Raw genomic sequence first — 18,506 nt, 5'->3', positions numbered from 1 at the left:
GGGAATGTAATAACTGCAAACGACGAACGTTTCGCACTAGCCGCTTAATTGCGGTTGCCCCTGAACTGATTCTCTCTTGGGTCAGCTAGCGCAAGCTAGATCAGGGTCATTTACAAGAGATAAGATCATTTCATGTCACGGGGAATGGTTCGAAAACTAAGTGAATCGCCAGCGTGGAACATGTCAGTCTGTGACTAGCTAGCTAAATTAAATGACATGACTAAGTATGTAGAACTTGTTGTAGAGGATTTGCGGACGCGGGTTCGATTCCCGCCGGTTCCACCATTTTGAAGTAAATTGTTTTACTCAACAGTCAAACGCCACCTCAATGGGTGGCGTTTTTCTTTGCTTCTATTTTTTACTTCGTATGAGTTGGATTAACGCTTGGGTGTTTTACCAACCATCTTTGCCGCCCTCAAGAAATCAAAATCAACACCCTTATCTGCTTGTGTAACCGTATCTAAGAATAGCTTTAAGTAACCACGCTCTGCAGTGGGTTCGATCACTGGATTTTCTTTTACACGCTTCGCCAGCTCTTCCTCTGAGACCAATAAACTAATCTCACGATTTTTTACGCTCAAACGAATGCGATCACCATTCTTTACCTGCGCAAGTGGCCCACCGACTGCAGCCTCTGGAGTCACATGCAACACAATTGTTCCAAACGCCGTTCCGCTCATACGACCATCAGAGATGCGCACAATATCTTTTACGCCTGCCTTGGCGAGTTTCATAGGGATTGGGATATATCCAGCCTCAGGCATGCCAGGAGCGCCTTTAGGACCAATATTCTTGAGCACCAAAATATCATCTGCCGTGACATCCAAGTCTGGACTATCAATCCGATTGGCGAGATCTTCACTATTTTCAAAGACAACAGCACGACCTTCATGCTCCATCAGTTTTTCATTGGCAGCTGATTGTTTGATGATGGCGCCACTAGGGGCTAAGTTGCCATGCAAGACCGCAATACTGCCGCGTGGATAAATTGGGTTATCAAATTTGCGCACGACGTCTTGCTTAAAACTTGGGGGCGCTGCATCTATCTCCTCACCTAAAGTGCGGCCAGTCACTGTCATCGCATCTAGCTTTAAAAGAGGCTTTAGCTCGCGCAGCAATGTTGCCATACCGCCGGCGTCATGGAAGTTCTCCATGTAGTGATCGCCAGATGGCTTCAGATCAACTAGCACCGGCGTCTCATCACCCATCTTATCGAGAGCATCTAAATCAATTTCTAAACCCATGCGTCCAGCAATCGCAGCCAAGTGAACGATGCCGTTAGTTGATCCACCAATGGCCAATAAAACACGCATCGCATTTTCAAAAGCGTCTGCTGTTAATACCTTGTCAATTGTTAAGCCATCTTTTGCCATCTGCACGGCACGGGTTCCAGTCTCTTCTGCAATCCGAATTCGATCTGCAGTTACCGCAGGTGGAGTAGCCCCTCCAGGTACAGTCATACCCAATGCCTCAGAGATGCAGGCCATCGTGCTGGCAGTACCCATCACTGAGCAGGTACCAACGCTGGCCACTAACCGGTCATTCACTTCGTCTTTTTCAACTTCATCAATTTCGCCAGCGCGGAATTTTCCCCAATAGCGTCGACAGTCAGTGCACGCACCTACACGCTCACTTCGATGTGAACCAGTCAGCATTGAACCTGTGATCAACTGAATAGCAGGTAGACCCGCTGAGGCTGCGCCCATCATTTGTGCTGGCACCGTTTTATCGCAACCACCAATCATGACTACCGCATCCATTGGTTGAGCACGAAGCATCTCCTCAGTGTCCATTGACATCAGGTTGCGCAAATACATGCTGGTGGGAGCAGCAAAGCTTTCATGAATGGAAATCGTTGGAAAGTCCATTGGCAAACCCCCTGCCAACATCACACCGCGCTTTACAGCCTCAATCAATTGCGGCATATTGCCGTGACAGGGATTGTAGGCACTGCCAGTATTGATAATCCCAATGACAGGACGATCTAATGCGCTATTGGTATACCCTGCACCCTTAATAAACGCCTTACGCAAAAATAATGAGAAGCCTTTATCGCCGTAGCTGGTTAAGCCTTTACGCAGTCCGCTCTCAGACGCTGGTTTTTTGGTTTTATCAGAACTGCTGCTCATAGCCCGCCTAATAGAATGCTCAAGATATTAGTCTCCGTTGAATATCAATATATTTTTTGCTTAAATATACTAAACTTTAAAAATTGTCGTATACACAACCACCTAGCTTTCACTAAAGGCCATCATGTCCAGTATTCAACCATTTCACCTTGCCTTTCCCGTAGATAACTTAGAGGCAGCTCGTACTTTTTATGGCAGCACCCTAGGTTGCGCAGAGGGCCGTAGCTCAGATGAATGGATTGACTTTGATTTCTTTGGACACCAATTAGTTGCGCACCTAGCCCCTGAAGAATGCGGCCATGCAGCAGCAAATGAGGTTGACGGACATCAAGTTCCTGTAAAACATTTTGGAGTTGTTTTAACGATGCCCGATTGGCATGCACTAGCTGACAAATTAAAAAGTAGCGGCATGAAATTCATCATCGAGCCACAGATTCGGTTTAAAGGGAAAGTAGGTGAACAGGCGACTATGTTCTTCCTCGATCCCGCTGGCAATGCCCTTGAATTCAAGGCATTCGAAGATCCAAGTCAGCTATTCGCTAAATAAGCACTGATTTAGAGTGGCGCTTGCTTAACGCCCAATCGCCAAAGCGAGGTGATTTCAGCTGCTCTGGCGAAATACAGCGAATCTGAATCATCAAAGGCTTTGGGATGTTTGGGTTTGGTATCAATGCGATCCAAAACAAGCAATCCCGCATCCTCAATCCAAGAGAGTAGTTCTTGTCGAGTTCTCAGCTCGAGATGCTCGGCTAAGTCAGACAGAATTAACCAACCCTCGCCCTGTGGCAACAGGTGATCCTTCAATCCAAGCAAAAATCCTTTGAGCATTTGACTATCGGGGTCATACACCGCATGCTCAAGAGCGGAGCTCGGCCTTGCAGGCACCCATGGCGGATTGCAAACAATTAACGCAGCCTGCCCAGCTGGAAATAAATTGGCTTTAACGATCTCCACTTGAGAGTTCAAATTCAAAAGTGCAATATTTTCTTTGGCGCAGGTGATTGCTCGATCATCTTGGTCGGTCGCAATGATTTTGCGTACATCCCGCATTGCCAAGATAATCGACAGCACACCAGTACCAACACCAATGTCAAAAGCAGTAGATTCAAGATCTAAAGCTTTAGGTAATGGAGCATTACAGACAAGCTCAATGTACTCACCACGAACGGGTGAGAACACGCCGTAATGCGGGTGCACGCAGATTGGCTCGCCATTGCCATCCGCCAGAATAGGTAAACCATTCTTGCGCCACTCATGTGCACTAACTACACCCAAGAGTTCGCGCAAAGAAACCACATAAGATTGGGTCACAACCCCATATGCTTCAGAACATGCTTGTGCAATATTGGGTGGGCGTCGCAATGAAATACTGTGATCTGGATTACATTGAATTAAAAGCATACCCAAAATCCTGGCTCGTTGAGACTGAATCAGGCGATGTTGATTGAAAATATCTTTTGCTGTTTTCTGAGGGGTGAGCTCATCGGGCTTGCCGACCCTCTTACTCGCACGCTTCGATTTCTTTGAAGGCTTATCAATCCGTCGCACTAAAGCCTGCAGTAACTGGCGGGCGTTTTGGAAGTCCCCCCTCCAAAGAATTGCCGTTCCCTCGCACGCCAAACGATAGGCATCATCGGCCGTTACGGTGTCGTCGGCAGTCACTACTTTTTTATGGGGCGCTATGCCATTTTCAGAGCGCCAAACTGCTGAGCAAGTCTGACCCTGCTCTTCCCAGTAAATGGAGCCATTCTGATTCATGAATTACTCAGGAGGATGCTCCTCAGGATTCACATCCAAGGCAATCAAAAATCGAGAAACCATGTTGTAGGCTGCCACCACAGTGACAAGCTCAACCGTATCGGTATTGCCAAGAGCCATTTGCAAGCGTTTCATGATGGCGCCATCAACCTGGATGTTGCGAGTCATCTGGAACGTTAACTCTGCCGCATCGTTTTCAACTGCGGAGAATAGATCCCTGGGGAAACTAGGCTGGCCAATTAAACGCAGCGCCTTGACTTGCTCCTCAGTACCCCCCGCTTTGATAAATGGAGGCGCATGATGAAAAAACTCATACTCAGCACCATTGAGAACGGCCACCCCACACATGGCGAGTTCGCGCAGCTTTGGATCTAGGGAGAGGTTATTGCGTATCTCGCCAACGAAATGATTCCAGCCCTCAGCAATCGGGGTGCTATGCAACAGCATGCGATCTAGATTAATGAACTGGCCACCCCGACGCTGGCGAATTGCGGCTACTAGCTCAGCAGGTTCTGCCAAGTCCATCGGCTGGTAAGGAATTAAACGTTCAGACATAGGTGCTTTTGATAGGTAATTTTATGAAAATGGGCATGTAAGAGCCTAGATTATCACTCGAATACCGTCTTCCTCGATAATGTTTATATCACCATAAAACACTTGCCATGAAACCGATCCTGAACATAGCCGCCTACTTATTTGTCAGTCTAGACAATCTGGCTAAGTTGCGCGCCAAAATTCTCGATGAGTGCAATGCCCGGAACCTCAAGGGAACCATCCTGCTGACAGGTGAAGGCATCAACATGTTCTTAGCTGGCAACGAGACCGAATTACGTGGCTTCTTAGACTGGCTTCGACTTGATCATCGCTTCAAATCATTGGAGTCAAAAGATAGTTGGTCTGAATCACAGCCATTCAAAAAAATGTTGGTCAAAATTAAGAATGAAATCATTCGAATGAATCACCCGATGATTCGTCCCGAAGAAGGTCGTGCAAATTTCATTGCACCAAAAAAATTACAAGATTGGCTTGATCGAGGCACAGATGATTTGGGGCGCCCTGTAGTGATGGTGGATACACGTAATGCATTCGAAGTTGAGTACGGGACATTTGAGAATGCACTGCATTTTAATATCGAAAAATTTACCGAATTTCCTGAGGCAATTTCAGGAAGAAAAGATGAGCTAGCCGACAAGACTCTCGTGAGCTTTTGTACCGGCGGTATTCGCTGTGAAAAGTCAGGCCTCTATATGCGCGAGATTGGTATGGAGCATAGCTACCAATTGGAAGGTGGCATTCTCAAGTACTTTGAGGAAGTCGGATCGGCCCACTACACGGGCACTTGCTTTGTATTTGATGAGCGAGAGGCTTTGGAGCCCAACCTGGATTCCATTCCAGTGGAGCGCTCCATTCGCAAAAAACTCAAGACCTAAAAAAGCGATTACCCAGACTTACCCACCAAGGTCATATGCTCAACAAAAGGTGGTTTTGTGAAGAATGGGCCAACAATGGCTCGCCAATCAGCAAATGCATCTGATCCACGAAAATCTACCGTGTGGTTTTCCAGGGTATCCCAGTAAATCAACAATAGATAACGCGCCGGATTTTCTATGGTGCGATTAACCTTAAATCCCTGAAAACCTTTGGCTTTAGCGATGACAGTATTTACACCGCGCAAAATGGCCTCCTCAAACTCGGCAGACTTGCTAGGGTCAATTTCAATATCGCAGTGCTCCAAAATCATGGGTATTCCTTTTGTCAAAATCAATGTAGATAGATAGTAAACTCAAACAGCACAATAAATAACGATATTAGAGACATGGCTAATTTACCTAACGTTGTCATTCTTGGTGACTATGAGCGCGCCCTACGTCGCTTTTCCAATTGGACCAAAGTGGATCAGCATTGCCATATCGCGATTCATCATGAGGCCCTGCATGATGAAGCGCTATATGAGGCAGTTAAAGATGCCGAGGTGATTGTGCTGGTGAGAGATCGCACCCCATTTAACGAAGAGTTGATTGCGCGCCTCCCAAAGCTCAAGCTATTTGTATTTACCGGCAAGCGTAATGGCACACTAAACGCGCCATCACTGATATCCCGGAATATTCCGATTGCCTGCACACCAGGGGGTCCATCCAAAGAAACGACTACCGAGCTAACTTGGGCCTTGATTTTGGGGGCCTCAAAACGGTTGATCACTCAAAATCAGCTGATGCACTCTGGTAGCTGGCGCGATGAACTTTCTGTTTTACCAATGCTGTCTAGTGAACGCCTCGGAATTATTGGCTTAGGCTCAATCGGCAGTGCTGTTGCCCGCGTAGGCAAGGCTTTTGGAATGGAGCTTGTCACTTGGAGCCCCAATATGACGCCTGAACGGGCTGCCGCCCAAGATGCTAAATCAGTCAGCCTGGAAGAGTTATTGAAGACATCTAAGGTTGTGAGCCTGCATCTTGTAGCTGGGCCCAATACCAAGGGATTGATCGGCGTTGACGAATTGGCAATGATGCGACCTGACGCCCTCCTAGTGAATACCTCTCGCTCTGCCCTCATTCATACACAGGCTCTACAAGATGCACTTGCAGCTGGCAGACCCGGTCAAGCGGCAATTGATGTCTTCGACACTGAGCCACTACCTGAAAATGATGTACTGAGGAACGCCCCCAACCTACTCACTACACCGCATCTAGGGTTTGTAGCTGAACCTGTTTTTGCAATGTTCTCCAAAGGAATCGTTGATACCTTGGAGGCATGGATTGATCAAAAGCCCATCCCACATCCATTCGAACTGTAATTTTTTTGAAGACGCTTACCCCTACAGAATTATTTATCAGCTTCAGCAAAATTGGAATGTCCGGTTTTGGCGGCGTTTTACCTTGGGCTCGTCGCACCTTAGTCGAACGAGATAAGGTATTAAGCTCTGAGGAATTCAGCGCTATTCTGGGTATCTGCCAAATTGTCCCAGGCCCTAATATTGTCAATCTTGCAGTTTGTATTGGCTCTCGCTTTGCTGGCGCTAAGGGCGCATTAGCTGCCGTTCTTGGGTTAACGCTAGGGCCCATCTGCATTGTGATGCTGTTGGCCATTCTGTATACACATTACAGTTATATGGAATCTATCCAAGGAATACTGCGAGGCATTTCTGCGGTTGGTGTTGGTTTAATCGCCTCCACAGGAATCAAAATGTTGCGCGATGAGTTTCGCTTTCCAGCAATGCTGCTGGTGGTGGTCGTAACAGTCATTGCCGCGAGCTATTACCAGCTCGGTCTTGGTTGGGTGGTATTAATTGCATCGCCACTTGCCTGGATTTTGGCGCAAAAGAAAGCTCACAAACTATGAGCATCTTGCTAAGCCTCTTTCTAAAGCTTTCTGCTTTTTCGTTGATTGCCTTTGGAGGGGTGAATGCCCTGCTTCCAAGTCTACTCAATTTATCGGTATATCAAGAGCACTGGATTGACCTACAAACTTTTGCAGATTATTTCGCTATTGCTCAAGCTGCACCAGGACCCAACTTCATGACAGTTACTCTGATTGGCTGGCACGTCTATGGTGTTTTGGGCGCCTTAATTGCAACCATTGCGATTGCATGGCCATCATCTATTCTGGTTTACCACTTACAGCGCCTAATATTGGGCATGCAGGATGCACATAAAAAGAAGTCCATTCAGTATGCGGCTGCAGCCCTTGCTATTGGTCTAGTTCTATCTTCAGCATGGCAGATTGCCTTACAAATCAATCACTCATACGCAGCATATGCACTCACGGTACTGACCATCGGGGTCACTGTTTTGACTCGCTGGCACCCTTTGTATTTAATTGGCTTAGGTGCAATCTTAGGCGCCCTAGGGCTTATTTAAATACTCCGCCCGAAAGCCAATTCGAAGGAACTACTTCAGCGCTTGGTAAGTCAAGATACCCAAGAAGGTTAAGGTTAGTGATCCAACTAAATTCAGCATCACCGTCCCAAACGCCCAAGCAAGCTCTCCACGCTGCATAAAAGCCACTACATCAGCAGAAAAGCTAGAGAAGGTAGTGAGGCCGCCCAAGAAACCCGTAATGATGAATAACTTCCACTCAGGGGAAAGGCTTGGGTTATTACCAAAGAAGGCTACGGCAATTCCAATCAAGTAGCCACCAACCATATTAGAAATGAATGTTCCCAAAGGAAGCGTCGCTTCCAGGCCAACTGTTGCAAGATTAAATCCCGCTCTTAGTAAAGCTCCGAGACCAGCGCCGCAAAAGACTACAAGTATAGATGGCCACATATTAAATATTTATTGAATTGAAAAAGTAAGCATGCTGATGGAGCCCATTTCTACTCCATCAACCAATACCTTAGGTGCCTCACCTTGCTCTTGCAGTGCAAGTACATATAAAGCAGGCCAGTAATGTTCAGGAGTCGGGATAGCCAAATGAGCGGAGTCACCAAATTGTTCCCAATGAATCAAAGCCTCATGATGATTTGCTTTCATTTCTGAAACAAAGAAATCATTGAACTCACCAGCCCAGGGATAAGGTGCTGCCCCCTCCTCCCAATGAATAGTACGCAAGTTATGGACAACATTACCGCTAGCCAAAATCAAAATGTTCTCATCACGCAAAGGGCGTAGTTTCTTGGCGAGTTCGTAGTGCTCACTAGCAGACATTGAGCCATCTAGACTTAGCTGAACTACAGGAATGCCGGCCTCTGGATAGAGGTATTTGAGAACAGACCAAGCGCCGTGATCAATACCCCATTCATTTTCTTCAAGCACAACAGGAACATCGAGCAATTCTTTAACTCGATCAGCCAACGCAGGACTGCCAGGCGCTGGGTACTGAACATCAAACAAGGCTTGCGGAAATCCGCCAAAGTCGTGAATGGTTTTAGGTTTAGGCATTGCAGTAACCCAAACTCCGCGGGTTACCCAATGTGCCGAGATGACAAGGATGGCATCTGGGCGTTTGAGTGATTTACCAAGATTGGCCCAAGCCGCTGTAAAGCGATTGGGCTCAATGGCGTACATCGGACTGCCATGGCCAGCAAATACTGCAGGTTGGCGATGGCTAGTCATTAATGTAGATTAGCCGAATACGTAACCAGTATGAGCCGCAACCAATGCAAACAAAATAGCCAAGCTAGTAGCGGCTGCCAACATCACGATCAAAGTGATGATTTTCTTATTGATTTCGTCTTTCGACTCGTTATGCCATTCGTTCATACTGAATCCTCATTAAACACATTAATTGATGCTGCAATTATCCACTATCGGCCGCGGCCAGCCTTGCGCATCATAGCTTTTCCGCCTCCAAAGCCTGCCTGAGGCCTACCACCAGGGCCGGATGGGCCTTTGGGGGCTGGTGGACGGGCTACTGGCTTGGCTGCTATGGGCTTAGCTGAGGTTTTTGATTCGGGTTTTTTATCGTCAGTCACTTTTTGCTCCTATGGATATCATATTGCCATGATTACTGACTATTCTATCCAAGCTATTGCGATTAATGCGATTCCCTTGATTTTTGCCATCACCATCCACGAAGCAGCCCATGGTTATGCGGCTCGCCATTTTGGTGACAATACGGCCTATATGCTCGGAAGGGTCAGCCTCAACCCACTGAAACATATAGATCCCATGGGGACCATCCTCATCCCTTTGATGCTGATTTTGGCCAGCTCACCATTTTTGATCGGGTATGCCAAGCCAGTACCGGTTAACTTTGGGCGCTTGCGCAACCCCAGAATTGACTCGATTTGGGTTGCCTTAGCAGGACCGGGGTCAAACTTCGCTCAAGCCCTGATTTGGGCCACCATCTTGATTCTCTTAACTGGATCTGGAATCGATGAGCGATTCTTGATAGCCATGTCGCAGGCTGGCATCACCTGGAACCTAGTCCTCCTGGTATTTAACTTATTTCCTCTGCCGCCTTTGGATGGAGGTCGCATCTTGTCCAGCCTATTGCCAGCGCGCCAATCTATTGCATTTGGAAGACTAGAGCCGTGGGGCTTCTTTATCGTTCTTGGGCTTGTATTTACCGGGATTATTGGCAACTTTTGGATGGAACCTTTGCTAGCATTCTTTAAGTCCATCATCTACTTTATAACGCTGCCATTGCAGATGGTTTTCTAAATAAATCCATCTGCAAGGATCGGTATTCGAGAGTATGCTGAGCAGATAGAGCCTCACCCCCAAATTGATTGAACTTATTGGAGATCCTTATGAAACTCAAACATCTTGTTTTAGCCACCCTAGCATCAACCTTGCTGCTTAGTGGCATTGCATACGCCCAGTTTAAGAAACCAGAAGATGCCATCAAATATCGTCAGAGCGCATTTACTGTTATGGCTAATTCTTTTGGAAAAATTGGCGCAGTAGTGAAAGGTGAAGCACCATTCAATAAAGATGAAGTAGCCAAGAATGCAGCGGTTGTTGCAACAATCTCAACACTGCCTTGGCAAGCTTTTGGTCCAGGCACTGAAGGTGGCAATGCATTGTCAGGAGTATGGTCTGATAACGCCAAGTTCAAATCCGCTGCAGAGAAAATGCAAGTGGCAGTAGCGAACCTTAATACTGCCGCGCAGTCAGGTGATCAAGAGGCAATTAAAAAGGCTTTTGGTGCAGCCGGTGCTAGCTGCAAAGGTTGCCATGATGACTTTAAGAAAAAGTAATCAGCGAGAAATCAAGTAACCCAGAATTACGGCAATCAGGCTCAGTAGCAATAAAGCAAGACCGCGTTGCAAACCTCCGTCCTTGGAGGCTTGACCCAAGTCAGATGGCAAATACTTTGTCTCCTCGCTTGGGTCAATTTCTTTATCGCCCAGTAACATCGGCTTAATTAAATTTTCACCTTTGAATTTTTGATAATAGAAAATTGCGCACAGGTGCACAACAATCAACACAATCAAAATCTTTTCATTCTGACGATGAATCGAAGTTAAGAGCTCAACCGTTCCGCTCGAAATATATTTTGCGAATGGCCCCTCAAAGGCAATATCGTCGTTTGCAAAAAGGCCGGTGATTGCTTGAAGCCCAATTGAAAAGAGAAGCGCCAGAACAGATAAAGCACCTAATGGGTTGTGACCAAGACCCGCCTTGGCTTTTCCAGAGAGGTAATTGAGCAAGCCTTTAGGGCTGGGTACAAAATGAATGAAACGGGCATGGTGTGAGCCAATTAAGCCCCAGCAAATTCGAAAAATAATTAACGTTAAAACACAGTAGCCAACTCGCGCATGCCACTCCATGGCATTGCCGCCGATCTTCACGGTGACAAAACTCAGAATAATCCCGACAACCAATAGCCAGTGAAACAGGCGAATCGGCAAATCCCAAACGCGAATAATTTTCTTCATCTTTGCAGAATAAATCAAAGCATGAGATTGCGCCCTGTTTTATTTAATCTCAGGCAGATCCTTCTGAATGATCTTTAAACCTTCGCGGAGTGCTTCTTGGTAACGCTCTCGCTCTGCCTTCATTGTCTCGGCGGTCCAAGAATAAAAGCCCTCACCAGTTTTCATGCCCAACTTACCGCTGGCGATGCGATCACTTAAGCATTTGGCAATATCGGGGGAATTATTCAGAGTTGGATAAATCGTCGCACCCCCGGCGCCATGCACATCTAAGCCAGCATGGTCCCTCTGCATTGCTGGTCCCGCAGCGATGTAGCGAAAGCCAAAGCCAAAGCGAACGGCTTTATCAATGTCTTCCAAACTGGCAATCCCAGCATCGACCATCGCAAAGGCCTCGCGCGACAAGGCATGCTGCAGACGATTCGCTAGAAATCCCGGTAAATCTTTTTTCACGGTGACGGGCACCATGCCGCAAGCTGTCATTAAGCGAGATAAGCTTTCACCAACCATAGGTGAAGTCTTTTGGCCGTAGACCACCTCTACACAGGGCACTAAGTGCGCTGGCATGAAGAAATGCAAACCAATCATCCGCGCTGCGGTTTTCAAACCTGTTGAAATATCGCTAATTGGAAAGCTGGTGCTGTTACTTGCTAGTACTGCTTCCGGCTTTGCGTATTGCTCCAACTTGGCAAATAACTCTTGCTTGATATCGAGACGCTCGGGCACACACTCAATCACCAAATCAATCTCAGACCAATCTATTTCATCCAATGAACCAGCGGTGGAAAGCAAATGCAGACGATGCTCGTAACCCAGATCAGTCATGGTATTGGCAAAGTAGTCTGGCAACAGTGCGCGACGTTCCGTGGTCGGCTCAAGCACCTGAACCGCGCAACCCCCGCGTGCACATACAGCTGCCACATCAGCACCCATGGTGCCGCCACCAACGATGACAACTTTAGTTTCAGATGGGGTAAACAACATCTCAATTTCTCCTTTGGGGGCAAGATAAGGATTACAAATCCTCTTACAATGTTTTCATTATTCCAATAAAAAAGTAAGTGAGACATGATCCCAGTCAATTCAGTACTGCAGGTCGGACAATTTCCAGAAGTAATGCAAATGGCAATCGACCAGCGCATTACCCCGGTTCGCTTCCCTGATATCAACGCCAGCATACCGCCGGGTTCTTACGAGAGTATTTTGATTCGCTCAAATACGCAGCTGCCCATTCAACTGCTTGAAAAACTTCCTTCAGTAAAGATGGTGGCCACATGTGGTGTGGGCTATGACAACCTACCCCTGGATTACCTTCAAGAAAAAGGCATTAAGGCCAGCAACACCCCAGGGGTTCTCAATGACGCGGTTTGCGAGCTAGCTATTGGCATGCTTTTTGGTTTATTGCGTCGCATTCCTCAGGCACATGAATTTGTTAACAGCAAAGCCTGGTCCAAAGGTTTATTTACAGTCACTACGACGCTTGCTGGCAAGCAAGTGGGTATAGCTGGTATGGGTCGTATTGGCCAAGACCTTGCCAAGCGCCTAGAGCACTTCAAAGTCAAAATTGCCTACACTGGCCCAAGCCGAAAAAAGCTCCCTTATGAGTACTTTCCTGACATCAAGTCCTTGGCTAAGGCCAGTGACGTCCTCTTTCTTGCCTGTCCTGCCACCCCAGAAACAGAAAAAATGGTTGGCACAGAAGTCTTAGAAGCCCTGGGGCCTCAGGGCCATCTGATTAATATTGCCCGAGGTAGTGTCGTGGATGAGGCCGCACTTTTAGTTGCACTGCAGCAAAATAGGATTGCTGGGGCAGCGCTGGATGTATTCGAAAATGAACCAAATCCAAACCCTGGGTTCTTAAATATTGATAATGTCTTACTAACGCCGCATATTGGAAGTGCCACTTCCGAAACGCGACAATTGATGACAAATTTAGCAATAGATAATTTAGAAGCTTTCTATAATAAAAGACCTCTTCTGACAGAAGTACAAAATTAAATTGGAGTAAGTAATGACTATTTCCCTTCACCCTTCCACACTACCTGCGGTGCTATCGCCTGTATTGACTCCATTTAAAGAAGACGGTAGTCCAGATGCGCAAAAATTATTAAAGCAATGCCAATGGCTCGAAGCCAATGGTGTTGGCCAAGCAATCTTTGGGACAAACTCCGAAGCCAACTCGATCTCCGCCCCCCAAAAGATGGCCACGTTAACCACCTTGGTTGAGGGCGGCTTAAACCCAGCCCATATGATGCCTGGCACGGGTGCTACGTCCATCGATGCTACGGTGAACATGACCCGACATGCAGTGCAACATAAATGTGCCGGCGTCTTAATGCTGCCGCCGTTCTACTATAAAGATGTGACCGATGATGGTCTTTTTGCCTACTACTCTGAAGTGATTCAAAAGGTGGGTGACGCTGGATTACAAATTTATATCTACAACATCCCCCCAGTTACCAAAATCAACCTCAGCCTTTCTTTGCTGGAGCGTTTAGCAAAGGCATATCCAAAAACTGTTGTTGGCATGAAAGATAGCTCTGGTGATTGGGCATATACAGAATCTGTAATCAAGCTCCTAGCGCCATCAGGATTCCGCGTTTATGCAGGTAGCGAAGTATTTCTGATGCGCGCTTTACGGGCCGGTGGCGTTGGCTGCATCTCTGCTACTGCTAACGTAAACCCTAAGGCTATTGCTGAATTAGCGTCGCATTGGAGAGAATCTGACGCAGATCAACGCCAAGCCGCCTTAGATCAAGTACGCTCTGTATTTGCTCAATATCAAATGATTGCAGGTATGAAAACAGCAGTTGCACACTTCAGCAAAGATTCCGAGTGGTTACGCGTCCGCCCACCACTCATGCAATTGAGTGCAGACCAGCAAGCTAAATTACTGAGTGAGTTGCAAAAAATTAACTTCAGCATGCCAGGCCTTTAATTAAATAGAATCAAAACAGGAGACAAAAAATGAAGCTTATTAAAGTAATTGCCTTATCCCTCACCATGTTCTTCGGTGCCGCACAAGCACAGAACATCTCAATTGCAACCGGCGGTACTGGCGGTGTTTACTACCCTATGGGTGGTGGCTTAGCCTCAGTACTTTCTAGCAAAGTTCCAGGTATGGCGGCTACAGCCGAAGTAACTGGCGGTTCAGTTGATAACCTCAACCTCATCGGTACAGGCAAGCCATACGTTGGCTTCTCTATGGCTGATGCCGCTAAAGACGCACAAATGGGCGAAGGTAAGTTTGCTAACAAGAAAGTGGACTTGCGCACCCTCTTGGTTCTCTATCCAAACCTGATGCACGTTGTGACAGTAGATTCCACTGGCATTAAGTCTATGAAGGACCTTAAAGGCAAACGCGTGAGTACAGGCGCCCCAGGTAGCGCAACTGAAGTGATGGCTTTCCGTCTCCTCGAAGCTGCTGGCTTAGATAAAGACAAAGACGTCAAGCGCGAGCGTTTGAGCGTTGCCGAATCTGTCAACGCAGTCAAAGACCGCAAAATTGATGCTTTTTTCTGGGTTGGTGGCTTGCCAACTGCAGCTGTAACCGACTTAGCTAATAGCCCTGGCATGAAAATCGTCATGGTTGATAACGCTGCTGAAGTTGCTGCAATGAACAAGAAATATGGCAACCTCTACTTTGCTGCCAATATTCCAAAAGAAACTTATAGCGGCATGACTGCAGATAATAAAGTTGCTGGTGTTGCCAACATTCTTGTTGTAAATGCCAATATGCCTGATGCTGAAGCCTACAAAATTGTGAAGGCTGTATTTGATAATAAGCTGGACTTAGTTCGCACTCACAAGGAATACATCAACGTAACCCTTGAGAATCAAAAACAAAACTCCACGCCAATCACGTATCATTCAGGCGCATTGAAGTATTTCAAAGAAAAAAATATCAAAGTAAATTAAATCAAATTCATTTTGAGATCAGGAGTGTCTTTAGGCACTCCTGAATTTTTTGATAGCTCCGCATTAGTAAGACGAAAAAAGCTGCAAATAAATAAATAGGTAGAGACATGAGACAAGCTGTAATTGACAACGAAACACAAGAAAAATTAGACGCCTTCATTAAGCAAGAGGAAGGTGATTCCAATGACTACAAAGGTCTCTTGGCTAAGTTCATCACCTTGGTGGCTGTTGGCATGTCACTCTTTCACCTATATGCCGCTTATTCAATTGTTCCAACCCAGCAGCTGCGTGTTATCCACGTTGCCTTAGTACTGTTTTTAGTATTCCTTAGCTTCCCGATTGCAGTCCGCTTTAAGAACCGCCTTATGTGGTGGGATATTTTATTTGCTGTGGGATCAATCGCTATTGCCTACTACATCCTCAGTAGCGGAGATGATCTGTTTGATCGCAATACCGCTCCGAATTCAACCGATGTCATGTTCGGCGTCTTCTTGATTGCCCTCATTCTAGAGAGTGTCAGAAGAACCAATGGCATGGTCTTAGTAGTAGTCACTTCACTCTTCTTGATGTACGCCCTTTTTGGTAACTACCTGCCAGCCCCATGGACACACAAAGGCTACGACCTCGACCGTCTAGTTGGCTACATGTTCATGACGCTTGAAGGTATTTACGGCACTGCAGTAGACGTATCCGCTACCCTGATTATTCTCTTCACCATTTTTGGCGCCTTCTTACAGTTCACTGGTGCAGGTAAGTTCTTTATCGATTTCTCATTTGCAGCTATGGGCGGCAAATCTTCAGGTGTTGGCAGAACCATTGTTCTGTCTTCATTCTTGCTAGGTGGCCCATCAGGCTCCGGCGTTGCTACCACCGTGACCGTTGGTTCGGTAGCTGCCCCAATGCTCGATAAAGTTGGATATGAAAAAAATGCAGCTGGTGGTTTATTGGCAGCTGGTGGCTTAGGTGCAATTATTTCCCCTCCAGTGCTTGGCGCGGCAGCATTCTTAATTGCTGACTTCCTGAAGATTTCCTATTTAGATGTGTTGCTGATGGCAACCATTCCAACCATTCTGTTTTACCTTGGTTTACTAGTCATGGTGGAAATTGATGTACGTAAGTATGGAATGAAGAGCATGAAGTTCGAAGCAGCGGAATCTGCTTGGCAGCTTACTAAAAAGTATTGGTTCCATTTCTTCTCATTGATTTCGATCGTAGTGTTCATGATGTTTGGCTTCTCACCAGTCATGTCGGTATTTTGGGCGACTGTTGTATCGGCTCTCTCGAGCATGCTCCGTCGTGATACTGCCATCATCCCTTGGGATTGGTTCCAGGGTAAAGAAAAGATTTTCTCTGGCCTGTACAACTCAAATTTGACTAAAGCATTGGCCTCTGGTTCTACTGGTGTACTAGCCATTGCAGTTACCTGTGCTGGCGCTGGATTGATTGTGGGCACCGTTACTTTGACTGGCTTGGGCTTGAAATTTAGCTCAATTGTGATTCAGTACGCAGGCGGCTCACTTTTGCTCACGGCGATCTTTACAGGTCTAGTAGTTTGGGTTGTAGGTCTCGCCGTTCCAGTAACAGCGTCTTATATTATTTGTGCCGTGATTGCTGCCCCTGCCTTGATTAATCTTGGCGTTCCAGAATTTGCCGCGCACATGTTCATCTTCTATTACGCAGTACTCTCTGAAGTGTCCCCTCCAACCGCACTCTCTCCGTTTGCTGCTGCAGCCATCTGTAAAGGCAACCCATACAAGACTACCTTGCAAACTTGGAAGTATGTCGCCCCAGCTATCTTGGTGCCATTCATGTTTGTTCTCGATAAGTCAGGCGTCAGCTTATTGCTAATGGGTTCTACAGCCGCCCTAGAACAAGCGGATTGGGGTCAGATTGCTTGGGTTTCATTTACCGCAGTTGTGGGAATCATTTGTCTGGCTGGCGGATTACAAGGCTGGTTTATCGAAAAGACTAAAGTATTTGAACGCGTCATCATGGTGGTTGCAGGTGTAGCGCTTGCCTACCCATCGACTGAAGCGGACATTATTGGATTCGTAGGATTTGGTTTGGTATTGATTACCCAATCCATTACTCATTCCAAAATGAACCCAAAGTCCACCTGATCGATATTGAGGCAAAGTTAGGTTGAAAAAAATCCCGCACTTGATGCGGGATTTTTTATTGCCTAGTGACTGCTGATTGTTGATTGTTGATTGTTGATTGTTGATTACATTAGACAATCTTCGTCCAAGCAGCCTTGCCGGCATATTTTTTGACAGCGGTTTCATCAAACTCAAATCCCAATCCTGGGGTTTTATGTAGAATCAAATCACCGTTTTTGAAGGTGAGCTGCTTATTAATTAATCGGCGGAAGTTTAATACCTGATCATCCAAGAAGAATTCTACAAAACGCGCATTCGGTGTTGCGGCCACCAAAGGGGCATGTAAGTCGTGCATCCAGTGCGGGCAAACAATCACGCCTTTTAAGTCTGCATAAGCAGAAATACGACGCCATTCGGTGATGCCACCACACACCGCCGCATCTGATTGCAAAATTGCAGCGCCACCAGCATCAATTAACTCCCTAAAACGCCAGCGCCCAGCCTCCATCTCACCAGTAGCGACGTTGATCGTGGTTTGACGCGCTAGAACCGCATGAAGGTCAATCGCATCTGGTGAAAATGGCTCCTCAATCCAGTAAGGGTTATAAGCCTCAAAGCGTCGAATATATTCCAGAGCCGTTGGGAGATCGCGCCACGCATTGTTGGCGTCTAAAGTCAGTAAAACATCCTCACCTACAGCCTTACGGGCGGCTTTAACGCGTGCCTCCTCTTCTCTTGGGGATAGGCGCCCTACTTTCATTTTGACGGCCTTAAAACCTTGTTTAACGTAGGACTCCATCTCTTTGCCTAACTTGGCAGGCGTTTTACCATCCAAATAGTAGCCTCCACTGGCATAAGCTGGCACTCGATCATCCACGACCGATCCTAAATATTGGTGAAGAGGCAGCTTTGCAGCACGGGCATTTAAATCCCAGAGCGCTGTATCCAAAATTGAGATACCCCGCATCACGGCGCCAGCACGCCCCTGCAAAATGGACTCGTTATACATATCCATCCACAAACCTTCACTGCGATGACTGTTTTGACCAATGAGTTTAGGGGCTAGCAATTGCTCAACTGCAATCTTGGCAATATCGCCACCAGCACTTCCGACATAGCAAAAGCCTATACCCTCATTACCATCCTTACCCCGCACCTTCACTAAGCAGTAGTGACGCTCTGAAACTGTTCGCGTAGAAAAGGAGGTGACCTTATCTAGAGGCACCGCAACCGCTGCAACTGATACCGACTCAATGATGGGCATTGAAATTCCTTTAATTAAAA

The 18,506-nt window shown here is 46.7% G+C and carries 22 protein-coding genes and 1 other RNA gene; 12 read left to right on the top strand and 11 right to left on the bottom strand.

All coding sequences use genetic code 11. The features are described 5' to 3' along the window. Positions 1 to 285: a transfer-messenger RNA gene (gene ssrA, locus B7Y67_RS04200) on the top strand; the annotation flags it as partial. A 92-nt stretch (positions 286 to 377) separates the two neighbouring features. Here ssrA and B7Y67_RS04195 read toward each other — a convergent pair. Then, positions 378 to 2,129, bottom strand: coding sequence for an IlvD/Edd family dehydratase (locus B7Y67_RS04195; RefSeq protein ID WP_293597509.1), 1,752 nt, complete (start codon positions 2,127 to 2,129; stop codon positions 378 to 380). 124 nt (positions 2,130 to 2,253) lie between these two features. On the opposite strand from B7Y67_RS04195, the gene B7Y67_RS04190 reads away from it, so the two are divergent. Then, positions 2,254 to 2,676 (top strand): VOC family protein, encoded by a 423-nt coding sequence (locus B7Y67_RS04190; protein ID WP_293597508.1) that lies wholly within the window; start codon positions 2,254 to 2,256, stop codon positions 2,674 to 2,676. 8 nt (positions 2,677 to 2,684) lie between these two features. On the opposite strand, the gene B7Y67_RS04185 is transcribed toward B7Y67_RS04190, so the two are convergent. Both B7Y67_RS04185 and B7Y67_RS04180 read right to left on the bottom strand, forming a co-directional pair. Beyond that, the gene (locus B7Y67_RS04185; RefSeq protein ID WP_293597507.1) at positions 2,685 to 3,887 is read right to left on the bottom strand and encodes a class I SAM-dependent methyltransferase; all 1,203 of its coding nucleotides are present in this window, start codon (positions 3,885 to 3,887) and stop codon (positions 2,685 to 2,687) included. 3 nt (positions 3,888 to 3,890) lie between these two features. Then, positions 3,891 to 4,442 (bottom strand): carboxymuconolactone decarboxylase family protein, encoded by a 552-nt coding sequence (locus tag B7Y67_RS04180; RefSeq protein ID WP_293597506.1) that lies wholly within the window; start codon positions 4,440 to 4,442, stop codon positions 3,891 to 3,893. A gap of 107 nt (positions 4,443 to 4,549) precedes the next feature. Here B7Y67_RS04180 and B7Y67_RS04175 point away from each other — a divergent pair, with 107 nt between their 5' ends. Then, positions 4,550 to 5,317, top strand: a complete 768-nt coding sequence (locus B7Y67_RS04175; protein ID WP_293597505.1) for a sulfurtransferase — start codon at positions 4,550 to 4,552, stop codon at positions 5,315 to 5,317. A gap of 8 nt (positions 5,318 to 5,325) precedes the next feature. Here the strand turns inward: B7Y67_RS04175 and B7Y67_RS04170 are convergent, their stop codons facing one another. Beyond that, positions 5,326 to 5,628 carry an antibiotic biosynthesis monooxygenase gene (locus B7Y67_RS04170; RefSeq protein ID WP_293597511.1) on the bottom strand — a complete coding sequence of 101 codons (303 nt, stop codon included), beginning with the start codon at positions 5,626 to 5,628 and terminating at the stop codon, positions 5,326 to 5,328. Between the two features lie 75 nt (positions 5,629 to 5,703). On the opposite strand from B7Y67_RS04170, the gene B7Y67_RS04165 reads away from it, so the two are divergent. From B7Y67_RS04165 to B7Y67_RS04155, 3 genes are read left to right on the top strand one after another with little or no spacing between them, the layout of a single operon-like run. Further along, positions 5,704 to 6,678 (top strand): D-2-hydroxyacid dehydrogenase family protein, encoded by a 975-nt coding sequence (locus tag B7Y67_RS04165; protein WP_293597504.1) that lies wholly within the window; start codon positions 5,704 to 5,706, stop codon positions 6,676 to 6,678. Positions 6,679 to 6,683: 5 nt separating this feature from the next. Continuing rightward, positions 6,684 to 7,223, top strand: a complete 540-nt coding sequence (locus tag B7Y67_RS04160) for a chromate transporter (protein WP_293597503.1) — start codon at positions 6,684 to 6,686, stop codon at positions 7,221 to 7,223. Further along, on the top strand, positions 7,220 to 7,741 hold the full coding sequence (locus B7Y67_RS04155; protein ID WP_293597502.1) for a chromate transporter: 522 nt from the start codon (positions 7,220 to 7,222) through the stop codon (positions 7,739 to 7,741). The genes B7Y67_RS04160 and B7Y67_RS04155 overlap by 4 nt, the downstream gene beginning before the upstream one ends. A gap of 30 nt (positions 7,742 to 7,771) precedes the next feature. On the opposite strand, the gene crcB is transcribed toward B7Y67_RS04155, so the two are convergent. Genes crcB through B7Y67_RS04135 form a run of 4 tightly spaced genes read right to left on the bottom strand, consistent with a single transcriptional unit; the run spans position 7,772 to position 9,297 of the window. Then, positions 7,772 to 8,149: a fluoride efflux transporter CrcB gene (gene crcB, locus B7Y67_RS04150; protein ID WP_293597501.1), complete on the bottom strand. Its 378-nt coding sequence runs from the start codon at positions 8,147 to 8,149 to the stop codon at positions 7,772 to 7,774. Positions 8,150 to 8,158: 9 nt separating this feature from the next. Beyond that, complete coding sequence (gene ygiD, locus B7Y67_RS04145; RefSeq protein WP_293597500.1) at positions 8,159 to 8,938, bottom strand: 4,5-DOPA dioxygenase extradiol; 780 nt, start codon at positions 8,936 to 8,938, stop codon at positions 8,159 to 8,161. A 9-nt stretch (positions 8,939 to 8,947) separates the two neighbouring features. Then, a complete protein-coding gene (locus B7Y67_RS04140) occupies positions 8,948 to 9,085 on the bottom strand; it encodes a hypothetical protein (protein WP_293597499.1) in 138 nt (45 codons plus the stop codon). A gap of 44 nt (positions 9,086 to 9,129) precedes the next feature. Further along, positions 9,130 to 9,297: a hypothetical protein gene (locus tag B7Y67_RS04135; protein WP_293597498.1), complete on the bottom strand. Its 168-nt coding sequence runs from the start codon at positions 9,295 to 9,297 to the stop codon at positions 9,130 to 9,132. A 28-nt stretch (positions 9,298 to 9,325) separates the two neighbouring features. On the opposite strand from B7Y67_RS04135, the gene B7Y67_RS04130 reads away from it, so the two are divergent. Further along, positions 9,326 to 9,988 carry a site-2 protease family protein gene (locus tag B7Y67_RS04130; RefSeq protein WP_293597497.1) on the top strand — a complete coding sequence of 221 codons (663 nt, stop codon included), beginning with the start codon at positions 9,326 to 9,328 and terminating at the stop codon, positions 9,986 to 9,988. A gap of 89 nt (positions 9,989 to 10,077) precedes the next feature. Beyond that, positions 10,078 to 10,527, top strand: a complete 450-nt coding sequence (locus B7Y67_RS04125; protein ID WP_293597496.1) for a cytochrome c — start codon at positions 10,078 to 10,080, stop codon at positions 10,525 to 10,527. Here B7Y67_RS04125 and B7Y67_RS04120 read toward each other — a convergent pair whose 3' ends face one another. Both B7Y67_RS04120 and B7Y67_RS04115 read right to left on the bottom strand, forming a co-directional pair. After that, the gene (locus B7Y67_RS04120) at positions 10,528 to 11,208 is read right to left on the bottom strand and encodes a cytochrome b/b6 domain-containing protein (protein ID WP_293597495.1); all 681 of its coding nucleotides are present in this window, start codon (positions 11,206 to 11,208) and stop codon (positions 10,528 to 10,530) included. A gap of 39 nt (positions 11,209 to 11,247) precedes the next feature. Then, the gene (locus B7Y67_RS04115) at positions 11,248 to 12,189 is read right to left on the bottom strand and encodes a 3-hydroxyacyl-CoA dehydrogenase family protein (RefSeq protein ID WP_293597494.1); all 942 of its coding nucleotides are present in this window, start codon (positions 12,187 to 12,189) and stop codon (positions 11,248 to 11,250) included. An 84-nt stretch (positions 12,190 to 12,273) separates the two neighbouring features. On the opposite strand from B7Y67_RS04115, the gene B7Y67_RS04110 reads away from it, so the two are divergent. The 4 genes from B7Y67_RS04110 (at position 12,274) to B7Y67_RS04095 (ending at position 17,243) form a co-directional block, all read left to right on the top strand. Beyond that, positions 12,274 to 13,203, top strand: coding sequence for a 2-hydroxyacid dehydrogenase (locus B7Y67_RS04110; RefSeq protein WP_293597493.1), 930 nt, complete (start codon positions 12,274 to 12,276; stop codon positions 13,201 to 13,203). A 13-nt stretch (positions 13,204 to 13,216) separates the two neighbouring features. Further along, positions 13,217 to 14,143, top strand: coding sequence for a dihydrodipicolinate synthase family protein (locus B7Y67_RS04105; protein WP_293597492.1), 927 nt, complete (start codon positions 13,217 to 13,219; stop codon positions 14,141 to 14,143). A 29-nt stretch (positions 14,144 to 14,172) separates the two neighbouring features. Further along, complete coding sequence (locus B7Y67_RS04100; protein ID WP_293597491.1) at positions 14,173 to 15,123, top strand: TAXI family TRAP transporter solute-binding subunit; 951 nt, start codon at positions 14,173 to 14,175, stop codon at positions 15,121 to 15,123. 107 nt (positions 15,124 to 15,230) lie between these two features. Continuing rightward, on the top strand, positions 15,231 to 17,243 hold the full coding sequence (locus tag B7Y67_RS04095; RefSeq protein ID WP_293597490.1) for a TRAP transporter fused permease subunit: 2,013 nt from the start codon (positions 15,231 to 15,233) through the stop codon (positions 17,241 to 17,243). 109 nt (positions 17,244 to 17,352) lie between these two features. On the opposite strand, the gene B7Y67_RS04090 is transcribed toward B7Y67_RS04095, so the two are convergent. Then, a complete protein-coding gene (locus tag B7Y67_RS04090; protein ID WP_293597510.1) occupies positions 17,353 to 18,486 on the bottom strand; it encodes a mandelate racemase/muconate lactonizing enzyme family protein in 1,134 nt (377 codons plus the stop codon). Positions 18,487 to 18,506 lie beyond the last annotated feature (20 nt).

This window comes from Polynucleobacter sp. 35-46-11, assembly GCF_002281105.1.
This window is presented reverse-complemented; position numbering and strand designations above follow the sequence as displayed.